Origin of the sequence: Comamonas sp. Z3, from assembly GCF_008121565.1 — a bacterium.
Lineage (GTDB): Bacteria > Pseudomonadota > Gammaproteobacteria > Burkholderiales > Burkholderiaceae_C > Comamonas > Comamonas brasiliensis.
The window spans coordinates 477401-490797 of record NZ_VOQU01000003.1 but is presented as its reverse complement, the minus strand read 5'-3'; the positions used below and the strand labels follow the sequence as shown (position 1 = coordinate 490797).

The 13397-nt window shown below is 65.8% G+C and carries 12 protein-coding genes; 8 read left to right on the top strand and 4 right to left on the bottom strand.

The genetic code is table 11. The annotated features are described in order from the left end of the window. Positions 1-93 precede the first annotated feature (93 nt). Positions 94-1161, bottom strand: coding sequence for a nitronate monooxygenase family protein (locus tag FSY59_RS10715; RefSeq protein WP_148728946.1), 1068 nt, complete (start codon positions 1159-1161; stop codon positions 94-96). Positions 1162-1194: 33 nt separating this feature from the next. Continuing rightward, positions 1195-2376, bottom strand: coding sequence for a YbfB/YjiJ family MFS transporter (locus FSY59_RS10710; RefSeq protein WP_050872994.1), 1182 nt, complete (start codon positions 2374-2376; stop codon positions 1195-1197). A 110-nt stretch (positions 2377-2486) separates the two neighbouring features. Here FSY59_RS10710 and FSY59_RS10705 point away from each other — a divergent pair, with 110 nt between their 5' ends. Further along, positions 2487-3416 (top strand): LysR substrate-binding domain-containing protein, encoded by a 930-nt coding sequence (locus FSY59_RS10705; protein WP_148728945.1) that lies wholly within the window; start codon positions 2487-2489, stop codon positions 3414-3416. A 13-nt stretch (positions 3417-3429) separates the two neighbouring features. Here FSY59_RS10705 and FSY59_RS10700 read toward each other — a convergent pair whose 3' ends face one another. Both FSY59_RS10700 and FSY59_RS10695 read right to left on the bottom strand, forming a co-directional pair. Next, positions 3430-4968 carry a YifB family Mg chelatase-like AAA ATPase gene (locus tag FSY59_RS10700; protein ID WP_148728944.1) on the bottom strand — a complete coding sequence of 513 codons (1539 nt, stop codon included), beginning with the start codon at positions 4966-4968 and terminating at the stop codon, positions 3430-3432. 85 nt (positions 4969-5053) lie between these two features. After that, the gene (locus FSY59_RS10695) at positions 5054-5602 is read right to left on the bottom strand and encodes a MarR family winged helix-turn-helix transcriptional regulator (protein WP_148728943.1); all 549 of its coding nucleotides are present in this window, start codon (positions 5600-5602) and stop codon (positions 5054-5056) included. A gap of 92 nt (positions 5603-5694) precedes the next feature. On the opposite strand from FSY59_RS10695, the gene FSY59_RS10690 reads away from it, so the two are divergent. The 7 genes from FSY59_RS10690 to glcE all read left to right on the top strand — a co-directional run bounded on the left by FSY59_RS10690 (position 5695) and on the right by glcE (position 13386). Further along, complete coding sequence (locus FSY59_RS10690) at positions 5695-6666, top strand: tripartite tricarboxylate transporter substrate binding protein (RefSeq protein WP_148728942.1); 972 nt, start codon at positions 5695-5697, stop codon at positions 6664-6666. A 129-nt stretch (positions 6667-6795) separates the two neighbouring features. Then, the gene (locus FSY59_RS10685) at positions 6796-7788 is read left to right on the top strand and encodes a Bug family tripartite tricarboxylate transporter substrate binding protein (protein ID WP_148728941.1); all 993 of its coding nucleotides are present in this window, start codon (positions 6796-6798) and stop codon (positions 7786-7788) included. Positions 7789-7901: 113 nt separating this feature from the next. After that, positions 7902-9230 carry a sulfatase gene (locus tag FSY59_RS10680; RefSeq protein WP_148728940.1) on the top strand — a complete coding sequence of 443 codons (1329 nt, stop codon included), beginning with the start codon at positions 7902-7904 and terminating at the stop codon, positions 9228-9230. A 373-nt stretch (positions 9231-9603) separates the two neighbouring features. Then, on the top strand, positions 9604-10356 hold the full coding sequence (locus FSY59_RS10675; protein ID WP_003059647.1) for a TorF family putative porin: 753 nt from the start codon (positions 9604-9606) through the stop codon (positions 10354-10356). Positions 10357-10373: 17 nt separating this feature from the next. Beyond that, a complete protein-coding gene (gene glnK / locus FSY59_RS10670) occupies positions 10374-10712 on the top strand; it encodes a P-II family nitrogen regulator (RefSeq protein WP_003059648.1) in 339 nt (112 codons plus the stop codon). A gap of 39 nt (positions 10713-10751) precedes the next feature. Beyond that, complete coding sequence (locus tag FSY59_RS10665; RefSeq protein ID WP_003059649.1) at positions 10752-12104, top strand: ammonium transporter; 1353 nt, start codon at positions 10752-10754, stop codon at positions 12102-12104. 133 nt (positions 12105-12237) lie between these two features. Next, positions 12238-13386 (top strand): glycolate oxidase subunit GlcE, encoded by a 1149-nt coding sequence (gene glcE / locus FSY59_RS10660; RefSeq protein WP_003059650.1) that lies wholly within the window; start codon positions 12238-12240, stop codon positions 13384-13386. Positions 13387-13397 lie beyond the last annotated feature (11 nt).

Below are 13397 nucleotides of genomic sequence, written 5' to 3'. Positions count from 1 at the left end.
GCACAAACAGTCCAGATTTGATGCATAACAAGCGATGACAGCTATCAAATCAGATGATCGCTCCAGGCGCACCGCATATCCGCTCAAGCCCGGTCAGGCGTGCTCCGCCTGCTCCAGCTCCTGCGCCAGCGTGCGCACGAGCTCGGCGGCAGGCATGGCGCGAGCCAGCGGTGCGCCCTGGCCGGCCCAGTGCGCGGCATAGTCGCTGCTGCCTTGGGCGCTGGCGACCTGGTGCAGCGCCTTGCCTGCGTCATACACCATGGGATAGGCGGGCAGTGCTCCCGCATAGTCTCGTCCCAGCTGGTGCAGACGGTTGAACATGCCGCGCGCAGGACGCCCGGAAATGGCGGCGGTGATGGCCGTGTGCTGTGCGCTGTCGCCTTGCAGCTCGGCGCGGTAGGCCTGGCTGGCTGCGGATTCGGGGCAGAGGATGAAGGCCGTCCCCATCTGCACGGCACAGGCTCCGAGCTGCAGCGCAGCGGCAATGCCCGCGCCGTCCATGATGCCGCCTGCGGCGACCACGGGCAGGCGGGACTCGCGCGCCAGCAGCCGCACCAGCGCCAAAGTCCCCATCAGAGTGTCCTGCTCGGGCACGAAAGCGCCGCGATGGCCGCCCGCCTCCATGCCCTGCGCCACGATCACATCCACCCCGGCCCGCTCGATCTGGCGCGCCTCATCGAGACTGGTGGCACAGGCCAGCGTGGTGATGCCGGCAGCACGCAAGGCATCGACAAAGCTCTGCTCCGGCAGGCCGAAATGAAAGCTCACCACGGCGGGGCGCAGCTCCAGCAGCATGGCCTGCAACCGCGCATTGCCCAGCGCTGACTCGTAGATGCAGCGCAGACCAGACGGCACGGACGCGCCATAGCGCTCGAACTCCGGCGCCAGATAGCGCAGCCACTGCGCTTCGCGCTCTGCATCGGCCACAGGCGCACGATGGCAGAAGAGGTTGACGTTGAAGGGGCGACCGGTCAGCGCACGCGTCTGTTCGATGTGCTGGCGCGCCTGCTCAAGGCCGTAGGCGCCTATGCCGACCGAACCCAGGGCGTATGCATTGCTCACGGCAGCCGCCAACTGCGGGGTCGAGGTCCCGGCCATCGGGGCCTGAATGATGGGATGCTGCAGCCCCAGGCCTGTCATCCATGAAGGTAGTTTGCTCATCGCGCGTCTCCCGGTTTCACATCTCGATCCTGATCATTGCGCCGCGCGGGCCAGGCGGCTGGAGGCCACCAGCAGCGCCCCCAGGCCCAGCGCCGCGCAGCCCAGCACGAACAGCTGTCGATAGCTGCCGCTGCTGGCGTAGACAAATGCCATCAGATAGCCGGAGCTGGCCTGCAACAGCGCAAATGCCGCCGTGGCATAGCCCCACATTTTCTTGTGCTGGCCGGGGCCAATGAGCTGCATCAGATAGCCCGAGGTGATGGCCGCCATCCCCGGTGACAGCGCCCCCACCACAAAACCCGACAGCGCATGACCGCCGAAACCGGCCCAGACCAGCGGCAGGCCGATGGCCACGGCCTTGAGGGCATAGGCGCCCGTGGTCGTTCCCCACCAGCCCCAGCGCGTGGCGCAGTAGGCCGCACACAGCGGCCCGACCATCGCGCCAAGCCCGAAGAATGCCCATTGCGTCGAAGCATAGGCGCCGCCCAGCTGCAGCTCGCGATCCAGGTAGTCCACCCAGAACACGGTGTGTGGCACAAAGCCAAAGGCGTCGCAGGCATAGGCGGTCAACACCAGGATCACCGCCAGGCTCCATGGCGTTGCACCGGACGTTGCGGCCGTCGCCGTGGGCTGGACCGCCACCGGCGCATGCAGCGGGATCTGGCGCGCAGCATGCCATCCGCTGTAAAGCGCCAGCGCACATAGCGCCGTCAGCGCCCACCAGACGGCGCTCAGGCTGCTGCGCGCAAACATGGGCACCAGGGTGGCTGCCAGCAAGGCTCCCACGCCAATGCCACAGAACATCAGCGGGCCCAGCGTGGCGCGGCGCTGCGGCGCTGCCGCAGCCATGGCCACCGACGGGCCCAGCACCATCAGCGCGGCCCCGGCAATGCCCGAGATCAGCCGCCAGACAAAGAACAGGGCCATGGGCTGGGGCAGGCTGCAGCCCGCAAAGCTGAGCATCACGGCCACCCAGCAGATCACCAGCACACGCAGCGCGCCCATGCGCTCGGCCAGCGGCGCAGCGACCAGAGCCCCGATCAGATAGCCAAGCAGATTGGCAGCCCCCAGATAAGCCACCTGCTCGCCGCTGAACCAGCCCGCATGGACCATCTGCGGCATCAGCGCCGTATAGGCAAAACGGGCCAGGCCGACGCCGCTCAAGGTAGCCATGAAGCCGGTCAACAGCAGGGGAAGTTCTTTGCGCTCGATCACAGCTCGGGTTCCGGAGGGAAATTGGCATCAAGCCTAAACGCAGCGACTCGATCATGTCCAATGATTCAAAATGATGACTTGCATCTCATTTCAAGATATTGGAGCCGCATATGCAACTCAAATCCCTGCGCATGTTCGAAGCCGTCTGCGAAAGCGGCAGCTTTGGTGCCGCTGCCCAGCGGCTGCACACCGTGCAGTCCAATGTCACGGCCCATATCAAAAAGCTCGAGGACGAGGCAGGCGTGCAACTGCTGATGCGGGCCAACCCGGTCTTCCCCACTCCGGCCGGACGTACGCTGCTGGAATCTGCGCGGCAGATGCTGCAGTCGCATGACCAGGTGCTGGCCATGCTGCATACCCGGCAGTTTGCTGCCGGCCAGGTCAAGGGCGCCTTGCGCATAGGCTCCATGGAAACCACGGCCGCCCTGCGCCTGCCGCCCCTGCTGGCCGAGTTGCGCAGACTGCATCCGGACATAGACCTGGAACTGGATGCCCAGCCCACGGCCGCATTGCTGATGGAGCTGGCGGCCGGCCACATCGACTGCGCCTTCATCAACGGAGCCGCACCGCAGAGCGAGCTGCATTCCTGGCCGCTGTTCCGCGAAGAACTGGTGCTGGTCAGCGGACAGCCGCTGACGCGCTTCCCCACCGCTGCGGACTTCGGCAACGCCGTGTTCCTGGCCTTCCGCCAGGGCTGCAGCTACCGCCAGCGGATCGAGCTGCTGATGGCTTCGATGGGGGTGACGGCGGTGCGCATCATGGAGCTGGGCATGCTGGACACCATCCTCGGCTGCGTGGCCGCCGGCATGGGTTATGCGCTGCTGTCGCGCTCTCTGGTCGAAGCCCAGCAGCAGCGCTTTGGCGTGCACTGGATGACCTTGCCCGGCAGGAGCGGACAGGAGCTGGCCTTTGTCGACACCTGCTTTGTGACCGCAGCCGTTGAAGGCTGGTCCCCCGCACTGCACGCATTTGCGCAGGTGATGGGCGTCGATCCCCGAACCGCGCAGGCACGGCCCGTGCCGCTGGCCCTGGCTGCCTGAGCACGGGCAGGCATCAAGGCTGCATCAGCGCACGGCGGTACTGCAATGCCTCGGCCAGATGGGTTTGCGCGATGGAATCAGAGCCAGCCAGATCGGCAATGGTCCTTGCGACCTTCAGGGCCCGGTGCGTGCCGCGCGCCGACCAGCCAAGGCGCGCTGCAGCCTTGTGCGCAAAGGTCAGCGCCTCGGGCTCCAGCTGCAGATGGGTGTCGAGCTGCACCCCCTGCAACTGATGATTGGGCAGGCCCTGGCGCTGCAAGGCCTTGTCTCTGGCTGCACTCACGCGTTGCTGCACGGCAGCGCTGCTCTCGCCCTCGGGCGCTGCCAGCAGCTCCTGCGGCGACAGTGCCGCCACCTCCACATGCAGATCGATACGGTCCAGCAAGGGCCCGCTGATGCGCGCCTGATAACGTGCCACCTGATCGGGCGAGCAGCGGCAGGCCCTGATGCGCGATCCCCAGTAGCCGCAGGGGCAGGGGTTCATGGCTGCCACCAGCTGGAAACGGGCCGGAAATTCCGCCCTCTGCGCGGCCCGTGCGATGGTGATGCGCCCGGTCTCCAGCGGCTCGCGCAGGGCCTCCAGGGCGCTGCGCGCGAACTCGGGCAGCTCGTCCAGGAAAAGCGCCCCGCAATGGGCATAGGAGATCTCGCCGGGCCGGGGCGGAGAGCCGCCGCCGACCAGCGCAATGGAGCTGGCCGTGTGATGAGGCGCGGCAAACGGTCGCTGGCGCCACTGCTGCGGCGTGAAACGACCGCTGAGGCTGGCAATGGCTGCGGCTTCGAGCGCTTCCTCATCGGTCATGCCCGGCAGCAAGCTGGCAAAGCGCTGGGCCAGCATGGATTTCCCCGAACCCGGAGGGCCGATCATGAGCACACCATGTGCGCCGGCAGCTGCAATTTCAAGCGCGCGCTTGGCCTGCATCTGGCCACGCACCTCGCGCAGATCCAGCGACTGCAAAGAGGCTTCAGCAGGTATGGAGTGCACCCGCTGCCAGCCCTCGACGCCGTCGCCCTGCTCCGCCAGGGTGGCGTCATGCGCGATGAACTGCCTGACCACATCCAGCAGATGCGCAGCGCTGAAGACTTCGATGGCCGGCACGAAAGCGGCCTCCTGCGCACTGTCCGGCGGCAGCACCAGCCGCACGCGGCGCTGCTGACGCTGCAAGGCCAGCGCCGTTGCCAGGGCCCCGCGCACCGGGCGCAGCGCACCGGTCAGGGACAGCTCACCCGCAAACTCATAGTCGGCAAGCCGCTGGGCATCGATCTGCCCGCTGGCCGCCAGAATGCCCAGCGCTATCGGCAGGTCAAAGCGGCCGGAGTCCTTGGGCAGGTCTGCCGGAGCCAGGTTGACCGTGATGCGCTGGTTGTTCGGGAACTGCAGCCCCGCATTGACGATGGCCGCGCGCACACGCTCGCGTGCCTCCTTGACCTCCACATCCGCCAGGCCCACCAGGGTGAACGAAGGCAGGCCGTTGGCCAGATGGACCTCCACAGTGACGCCTGGTGCCTGCAAGCCCAGCAAGGCACGACTTTGAACCAGAGCCAGACCCATCACGCCCCCTCCCCTTCAAGCCGGACTGTAGGGACTAGCGTATGCGCCAGCGGCTCAAACAGGCAATAGGGGTGTGCACAGGCCGTCAGCCGGCGGCGTCATCACGGGCAGGCTGCCTGCCGGCGGCCCCGCCACGACGGCGCTCTGCCTTGGGAAAGCTGCCCTGCTCCTGCATGCGGGACGCCCTATTGCGCACGCGCTCGAACACCTGCGACAACACCTGAAGCTCGGCATCGCTGACGTCACCGAGCAGCTCCTGGTTGATCGCCTGAATCTGCGGAAACAGCTGCACATGCAGCGCCAGCCCGGCGGCCGTCAGCTGCACCATGGCCTGGCGCCCGTCGCCGGCCATGCCCTGCTTGTGCAGCAGCCCCTTGGCAATCAGCGCGGAGATGGTGCGCGAGGTGCGCGTGCGATCGAGCTGTGCCAGCTCCGCGAGCCGGGACGGCTGCATGGCACCCTTGGTGGCCAGCAGGCCGATCATGCGCCACTCGCGCCGGGTAATGCCGAAGCCGCCCTCGCAAAGGCGCACCACCATGGTCCCGGTCGAGCTCATCAGGCGGGCCAGATGGTAGAGGAACAGATCGTCCAGCTCGGACGGCTGCCGCCAGGGGTGGCACTGCACCTTGGTCATGGATGTTTGTGGGTTTTCTCTAGGAATGATGGATTAGATCCATTATCGAGTCACTGCTTACAGTGGCTCCAAAGAAAACGACAGGAGACACCATGCCTTGCACCCGTATCGCCCGCCGCACTCTGGCCGGGCTGGCGGCCGCCGCGCTGCTCACGGCAGCCCATGCGGCCGACACCTGGCCCGCCAAGCCCATACGCATCATCGTTCCCACACCGCCCGCCGGCCCGTCCGACATCGCCGTGCGCCCGCTCGCGGCGGCCGTGCAGAAGGCCCTGGGCCAGGCCGTGATCGTGGAGAACCGGGCCGGGGCCAACGGCAATATCGGGGCGGCCGAGGTCGCCCGCGCCCCGGCCGACGGCTACACCTGGCTGTGGGCCATGGACCCGGTGCTCACCGTCAACAAGCATATCTACAAGAACATCGGCTACTCCAGCGATGCCATCGTGGTGCTCAATGCCGCCGCCAGGTTCTCGCAGACCCTGATCTGCAACCCCGGCCTCGGCTTCAAGTCCGTCAAGGACATGCTGGACGCCGCCAAGGCGCGCGAGCTGACCTATGCCACGGGCGGCGCGGGCTCGCCCGGCCATCTGGTCATGGAGTCCCTGCTGTCCAGCACCGGCGTGAAGATGGTGCATGTGCCCTACAAGGGGCCGGCACCGGCCATGCAGGATCTGATGGGCGGCCAGGTGGATTGCGGCTTCCTGGCCGCCCCCACGGTGCTGCCCCAGATCCAGAGCGGTCGCGTCACCGCCCTGACCACCACGGGGCGCACGCGCTCGCCCCTGCTGCCGGCATTGCCCACGATTGCCGAGTCCGGCTACCCCGACTTCGACGGCACCTACTGGCTGCTGCTCGCCGCCCCCAAGGGCATTCCTGCCGAGATCCAGAAGCGCTTTCTCGCCGCCATGGATGCCGCCATCCGCTCGCCACAGCAGCAGGAGCGGGTCAAGGCCGTGGATATCGAGATGGTGGGCAGCAGCCCCGAGCAGGCCCAGGCCAGGGTGCGCGAGATCTCCGACAAATGGGAAGCGCTGGCCCGCAAGATCAATCTGAAACCCGATTGAGGCCGCAGGCCCGGACACCGCCCGTCCGAGCTGTTCAGGCCGGTGCCGGCACGCACTTACACTGCCCACTTTCCCATCAGCAATGGCGTGAGACCGCGGCGCGGACCACAGACCAGGAGAGACATGACGATGCAAAGAAGAATCTTCGGCAAGCTCGCGGCGGGGCTCGGCCTGAGCGCAGGATTGCTGGGCAGCGGCGCGCTGCAGGCCCAGGAGACCCATGCCCTGTTTCCCAACAAGACACCGCTGCGCATGGTGGTCGGCTATCCGCCCGGCGGCGCCACCGACCGCGTGGCACGCATCGTGGCCGACCGCCTGCAGGCCCGGCTGGGCAGCCCGGTGATCGTGGAAAACAAGCCCGGCGCGGGCGGCCGTCTGTCGGCCCAGTACGTGAAGAACGCGCCCGCCTCCCAGCCCGCCGTGCTGCTGGCCAATCCCGCTGTGATGGTGGTCGCGCCGCTGGTGTTCCCGGACTCGGGCTACGACCCGGAAAAGGACTTCCGCCCCATCAGCGAGGTGAACCGCTACGAATTCGGCCTGGCCGTCGCCAGCGCCGTGCCCGTGAAGGAGCTGCCGCACCTGCTGGCCTGGCTCAAGGCCAATCCGCAGCAGGCCAATTTCGGCGTGCCGGCCACGGGCAGCCTGCCGCACTTTTTCGCGCTGATGCTGGGCGAGACCGCCAAGGTGCCGGTCGAGGTCGTGGGCTACAAGGGCTCGGGCCCGCTGCTCACCGATCTGATGGGCGGGCAGATCCCCATCGCCGTGGACACTTTCGACACCCAGATTGCCCAGCACGAAGCGGGCAAGCTGCGCGTGCTGGCCACCTCGGGCGAGCGCCGCAGCGCCATGGCGCCCGGCATTCCCACGCTCAAGGAGCTGGGCGTGAACCTGGTCGGCACGGGCTGGAACACCTTGTTCGCCCCGCAGAGCATGGCGCCGGCCACGGTGCAGCGCCTTTCGCTGCTGGTGCAGGAAGTGATGAAGGAAGCCGACACGCAGCACAAGTTCGCCGCCTCCAACCTGGTGCCCGTGGTCAGCAGCGCGCAGGACACGGAAAAAATGCTCAAGGCCTACCGCGCGCAATGGGCGCCGGTGGTGCAGCGCTCGGGCTTCAAGCCCTGATATTTGAGGAGCATCTATCGCTTGCTACCAAACATTTTCAGCATCAAATCTATTCAGAATCCTTTATTAACAAGCGATAGAAGCTCCTGTTTTTGAATGTTCCCCGCTCTCCCATGACCGACTCCCGCCCCAATCTGATCTTCATCCTGGCCGATGACCTCGGCTATGCCGACCTGGGCTGCACCGGTGCGCGCGATGCACACAACAACGCCACCGACGTCTCGCCGCGCCTGGACGCCATGGCCGCCCAGGGCCTGCGCTTCACGCGCGGCTATTCCAACTCCTCGGTGTGCTCGCCCACGCGCTTTGCGCTGGCCACGGGCCGCTGGCAGTACCGACTGCGCGGTGCGGCCGAGGAACCCATCGCCAGTGTGCATGGCGACAAGGTGCTGGGTCTGCCGCCCGATCACCCCACGGTGGCCTCGCTGCTGCGCGATGCCGGCTATGCCACGGCCCTGGTCGGAAAATGGCATCTGGGCTACCCGCCGCATTTCGGCCCGCGCCTGTCGGGCTACGAGGAGTTCTACGGCTTTCATGCCGGCGGCGCCGACTACTTCGCCCACTGCGATCCGCGCGGGCGCCCCGACTTCTGGCACAACGAGGAGCCGCACACCGAAGACGGCTACCTGACCGATCTGCTGAGCCGCCGCGCCGTGGACTTCGTCAAGCGCCAGACGGCCGAGCAGCCCTTCTACCTCTCGCTGCACTACAGCGCGCCGCACTGGCCCTGGCTGACGCGCGAGGACCGCGCCGAGTCCGAACGCCTGCAAGGCATGGGCAAGCATATCGACGGCGGCTCCATCGACACCTATCAGCGCATGATCCATCACATGGACGAAGGCATCGGCTGGCTGCTGGATGCGCTGGAGGAAAAAGGAATGAGCGAGAACACGCTCATCGTCTTCACCAGCGACAACGGCGGCGAGCGCTTCTCCAATACCTGGCCTTTCGTGGGCCAGAAGATGGACCTGCTCGAAGGCGGCATCCGCGTGCCTTTGCTGGCCCGCTGGCCGGCGCGCATGACGGCCGGAGCCGTCTGCGACACGCCCAGCCTGACCATGGACTGGTCGGCCACCTTCCTGGCTGCAGCGGGCGTAGCCGCACATGCCGACTATCCGCTGGACGGCATCAGCCTGCTGCCCCTGATGCAGGATCAACGCTGGATGCCCGAGCGCGACCTGGCCTGGCGCATGAAGCACCGCGAGCAAAAGGCCTTGATACGCGGCGACTGGAAATATCTGCAGATCGAGGGCATCGAGTATCTGTTCCACATCGGCAACGACCCGCGCGAGCGCGCCAATCTGCGTGATCGCGAACCCCGGAAGCTGGCCGAACTGCGCAGCGCCTGGGAGCATTGGAATCAGGACTTGCCGCCGATTCCCGAGGAAGCCAGGGTCTCGCTGGTATTCACCAAGGCAGACCTGCCGCAGGCCAGCTTCTGAGCGGCGCGCGACCTGCAAGCCCATCGCCCTGGCGATGGGCTTTTTTGCGTCTGCGCTCGAACAAAGAGCATGCACTCACTTGCAAATCACCTGTTTGGTGCAAAAAGCCGCGCAAAAGCCGGGCCATGGCGGTGCATCGCAAAAACGCACCATCTTGGTGCAATCCATCCAGCCCGCCAGCCAGGTGGCGAAAGTTGCGCTCAGTGATTGTGAAAATTCGTAGCTTTTTGTACTCGGCAGCTATGGCCCGCTGCCTGTTTGAGGCCGATGACTGCGCACCGCGCCGCAGCGGCCGCAGAGACTGGCACGGTCTGTGCTTTGAGAGTTCATCCGAGATTTTTGCCACGAAATTTTCAAACCGGAGGAACCCTGAATGCCTAGTCCCGCTGCAAGCCGTTTCAAGACTTTCGCCAAGACCGCCGCCCTGGCCTGCGCCGTTGTCGCCCCCATGTGGGCCCATGCCCAGCTCTCCGCCAACGTTGCCCTGACCACCAACTACAAGTTCCGCGGTCAGGACCAGGACGCCAGCCGCACCAAGGCCATCAAGCCTGCGCTGCAAGGTGGTTTCGACTACACGTTCGGCGACAGCGGCTTCTACGTCGGCAACTGGAACTCCTCCGTGGACTGGCTGCCCGGCAACTCGCTGGAAACCGACTTCTACGGCGGCTACAAGTTCAAGGCCGCCGATGTGGACTGGGACGTGGGCATGCTGACTTATGTCTACTCGGGCAATGCCAACGGCAACACCACCGAGATCTACGGCTCCGGCACCTATGGCCCATTCACGGCCAAGTACTCGCACACGGTGTCCAAGGACTACTTCGGCTGGGCTGGCGCCAAGGCCGGCTCGGGTCTCAAGGGTCGCAACACCGGTTATCTGCAGTTCTCCTACAGCCAGGAAGTGATGCCCAAGGTGACACTGAAAGCATCAGTTGGTTACACCCATTTCTCCAGCGACATCAAGGACCTGGGCGTTCCCAACTATGTGGACTACAGCGTCGGTGGTGCCTATGACCTGGGCGACGGCTTCTCTGCTGCAGCAGCGGTGACCGGCGCCAACAAGAAGGCCTACTTCGGCGATGTGAACAAGGCGCGTCTGATTCTGACGCTCTCCAAGACTTTCTAATTTTTCAGGAGCCCGTCATGAAAATGGTGATCGCCATCATCAAACCCTTCAAGCTCGACGAAGTGCGTGAAGCTCTTTCCCAAATCGGTGTCCAAGGCATCACCGTGACCGAAGTCAAGGGCTTTGGCCGTCAGAAAGGTCACACCGAGCTGTACCGCGGTGCCGAGTACGTGGTGGACTTTCTGCCCAAGCTGAAGATCGAGGCCGCGATTGCCGACGATCTGGTGGACGCCGCCATCGACGCCATCGAGGGCGCGGCCCGCACCGGCAAGATCGGCGACGGCAAGATCTTTGTGCAGGCGCTGGAGCAGTCGATCCGTATCCGTACAGGAGAAACCGGCGACGCGGCCCTGTAAAGGCCCAGTCTCTCTGGAACCGTTTTGAGAAAGATTGCCATGACCAAGAAATTACTGAGCGCAGGCCTGGGACTGGGCCTGCTGGCTGCAAGCGCTGCTGGCTTTGCCCAGGAAGCCGCCACCGCTGCCGCCGCCGCAGCACCTGTGGCCGAAGCCGCAGCCGAGGCTGTTCCCACCCTGAGCGCCGGCGATACCGCCTGGATGCTGACCTCGACCATGCTGGTGATCCTGATGGTCATCCCCGGCCTGGCGCTGTTCTACGGCGGTCTGGTACGCAGCAAGAACATGTTGTCCGTGCTGGCACAGGTCTTCGTGATCTTTTCGCTGATCACCGTGCTGTGGGCCATCTATGGCTACTCGCTGGCCTTTGGCGGCGAGGGCAAGTTCTTCGCGGGCTTCGACAAGCTGTTCCTCATGGGCATCACGCCTGACACGCTGTCGTCCATGCTCAAGACCATCCCCGAATACGTGTTCGTGGCCTTCCAGTCCACCTTCGCGGCCATCACCGTGGCGCTGATCGTGGGGGCGTTTGCCGAGCGCATCAAGTTCGCGGCCGTGATCGTGTTCTCCGTGCTGTGGTTCACCTTCAGCTACATCCCCATGGCCCACATGGTGTGGGGCGGCGGTCTGCTGGGTGCCGATGGCGCGCTGGACTTCGCGGGCGGCACCGTGGTGCACATCAACGCAGCCGTGGCTGGCCTGGTGGGTGCCTACATGCTGGGCAAGCGCATCGGCTTCGGCAAGGAAGCCCTGCCTCCGCACAGCCTGACGCTGACCATGGTGGGCGCTTCCCTGCTGTGGGTGGGCTGGTTCGGCTTCAACGCCGGCTCTGCCGGTGCCGCCAACGGCATTGCCGGCCTGGCCTTCATCAACACCATCCTGGCGACCGGCGCTGCCGCCATCTCCTGGATCGTGGCCGAAGCGCTGCTGCGCGGCAAGGCCTCCATGCTGGGCGCCGCCTCGGGTGCCGTGGCCGGTCTGGTGACCATCACGCCCGCCGCCGGTTTCGTCGGCCCCATGGGCTCCATCGTCATGGGCATCATCGCCGGCCCTCTGTGCTTCTGGGGCGTCTCCGGCCTGAAGCACATGCTCAAGGTCGACGACGTCTGCGACGTGTTCGGTGTCCACGGTGTCGGCGGTATCCTGGGTGCCATCCTGACCGGCGTGTTCTGCGCCAAGGGCCTGGGCGGTATCGAGCCCGAGGGCTACAACATGGCCCATCAGCTGTGGGTGCAGGTCGAGAGCGTGCTGGTGACCATCGTCTGGTCCGGCGTGGTCTCCTACGTGGCCTACAAGATTGCCGATCTGACCGTGGGTCTGCGTGTCTCGGAAGAGTCCGAACGCCAAGGCCTGGACATCACTTCCCATGGTGAGGTGGCCTACACCCGCTAAGCGGCAGGCTCTTCGCAAGTTCAGTTTCATTACGTTGCCCCGCAGTGCAAGCTGCGGGGCTTTTTTTATTCACGCCTGCTTTTCAAAAAAATCAAAGATCGGCCCTTCCTGCCCCGGGGGCACCCCGGCTACCATGCAGGCCATGGATTCAGCCACCAGCCAAATCAATCAGCTCAGCGAGCGCATTCGCGCCGCTGCCAGTGACAAGACCCCGCTGCGCATCTGCGGCGGCGGCAGCAAGGACTTCTACGGCCTGCGCCTGCAGGGCGAGCCGCTGTCCACGCGCGCGCTCAGTGGCATCGTCAGCTACGAGCCCAGCGAGCTGGTGGTCACCGTGCGCGCCGGCACGCCGCTGGCCGAGCTGGAAGCGGGCTTGGCCGCCCAGGGTCAGTGCCTGGCTTTCGAGCCGCCGCACCTCGGCGCCGCCAGCACCGTGGGCGGCATGGTCGCAGCAGGCCTGTCCGGCCCGTCGCGTGCCAGCGTGGGTGCAGTACGTGACTTTGTGCTGGGCCTGGAGATGATCAACGGCCAGGGCGAGCTGCTGCGCTACGGCGGCCAGGTCATGAAGAATGTGGCCGGCTATGACGTCTCGCGCCTGATGACGGGCAGCTGGGGCACGCTGGGTCTGATCACCGAGGTCAGCCTCAAGGTCCTGCCCGTGGCTCCGGCCGAGGCCACGCTGCGCTTTGACGCCTGCAGCCAGGCGCAGGCTCTGGACTGGCTCAATCACTGGGGCGGCCAGCCTCTGCCGCTCAATGCCAGCAACTGGCTGGAAGAAGACGGCAAGGGCACGCTGTATCTGCGACTGCGCGGCGCCCGCGCCGCCGTTCAGGCCGCCACGCTGCGCCTGGGTGGCGAGCGGCTGGACAACGATGCCGTTGCCGCCGACTGGAGCGCCAGCCGCGATCTGAGCCTGCCCTGGTTCCAGCAGCGCGCTGCCGATCATTGTCTGTGGCGTCTGTCCGTTCCCGCGACCGCAGCACCGCTGCAATTGCCCGGCGATGCCATCGGCCCCTTGATCGACTGGCATGGCGCACAGCGCTGGGTGCAGGCCCCGCGTTCGGCCGCAGCAGCCTTGCAGCAGCTGGCGCAGGCAGCCGGTGGTTCCGCCTCGCTTTTCAGGGCCGAGGAAGGCAGCCAGACAAGCGCCAATAGCGATCTCGACACGCATGCACAGGCCAGCCCGGCAGGCCGCACATCGGCACAGCTGCATGCCCGCCTCAAGCAGGCCTTCGACCCCGCCGGCATTCTCAATGTGAACCGTCTCTCGGCGCATTGGTAAGAACAAGGACA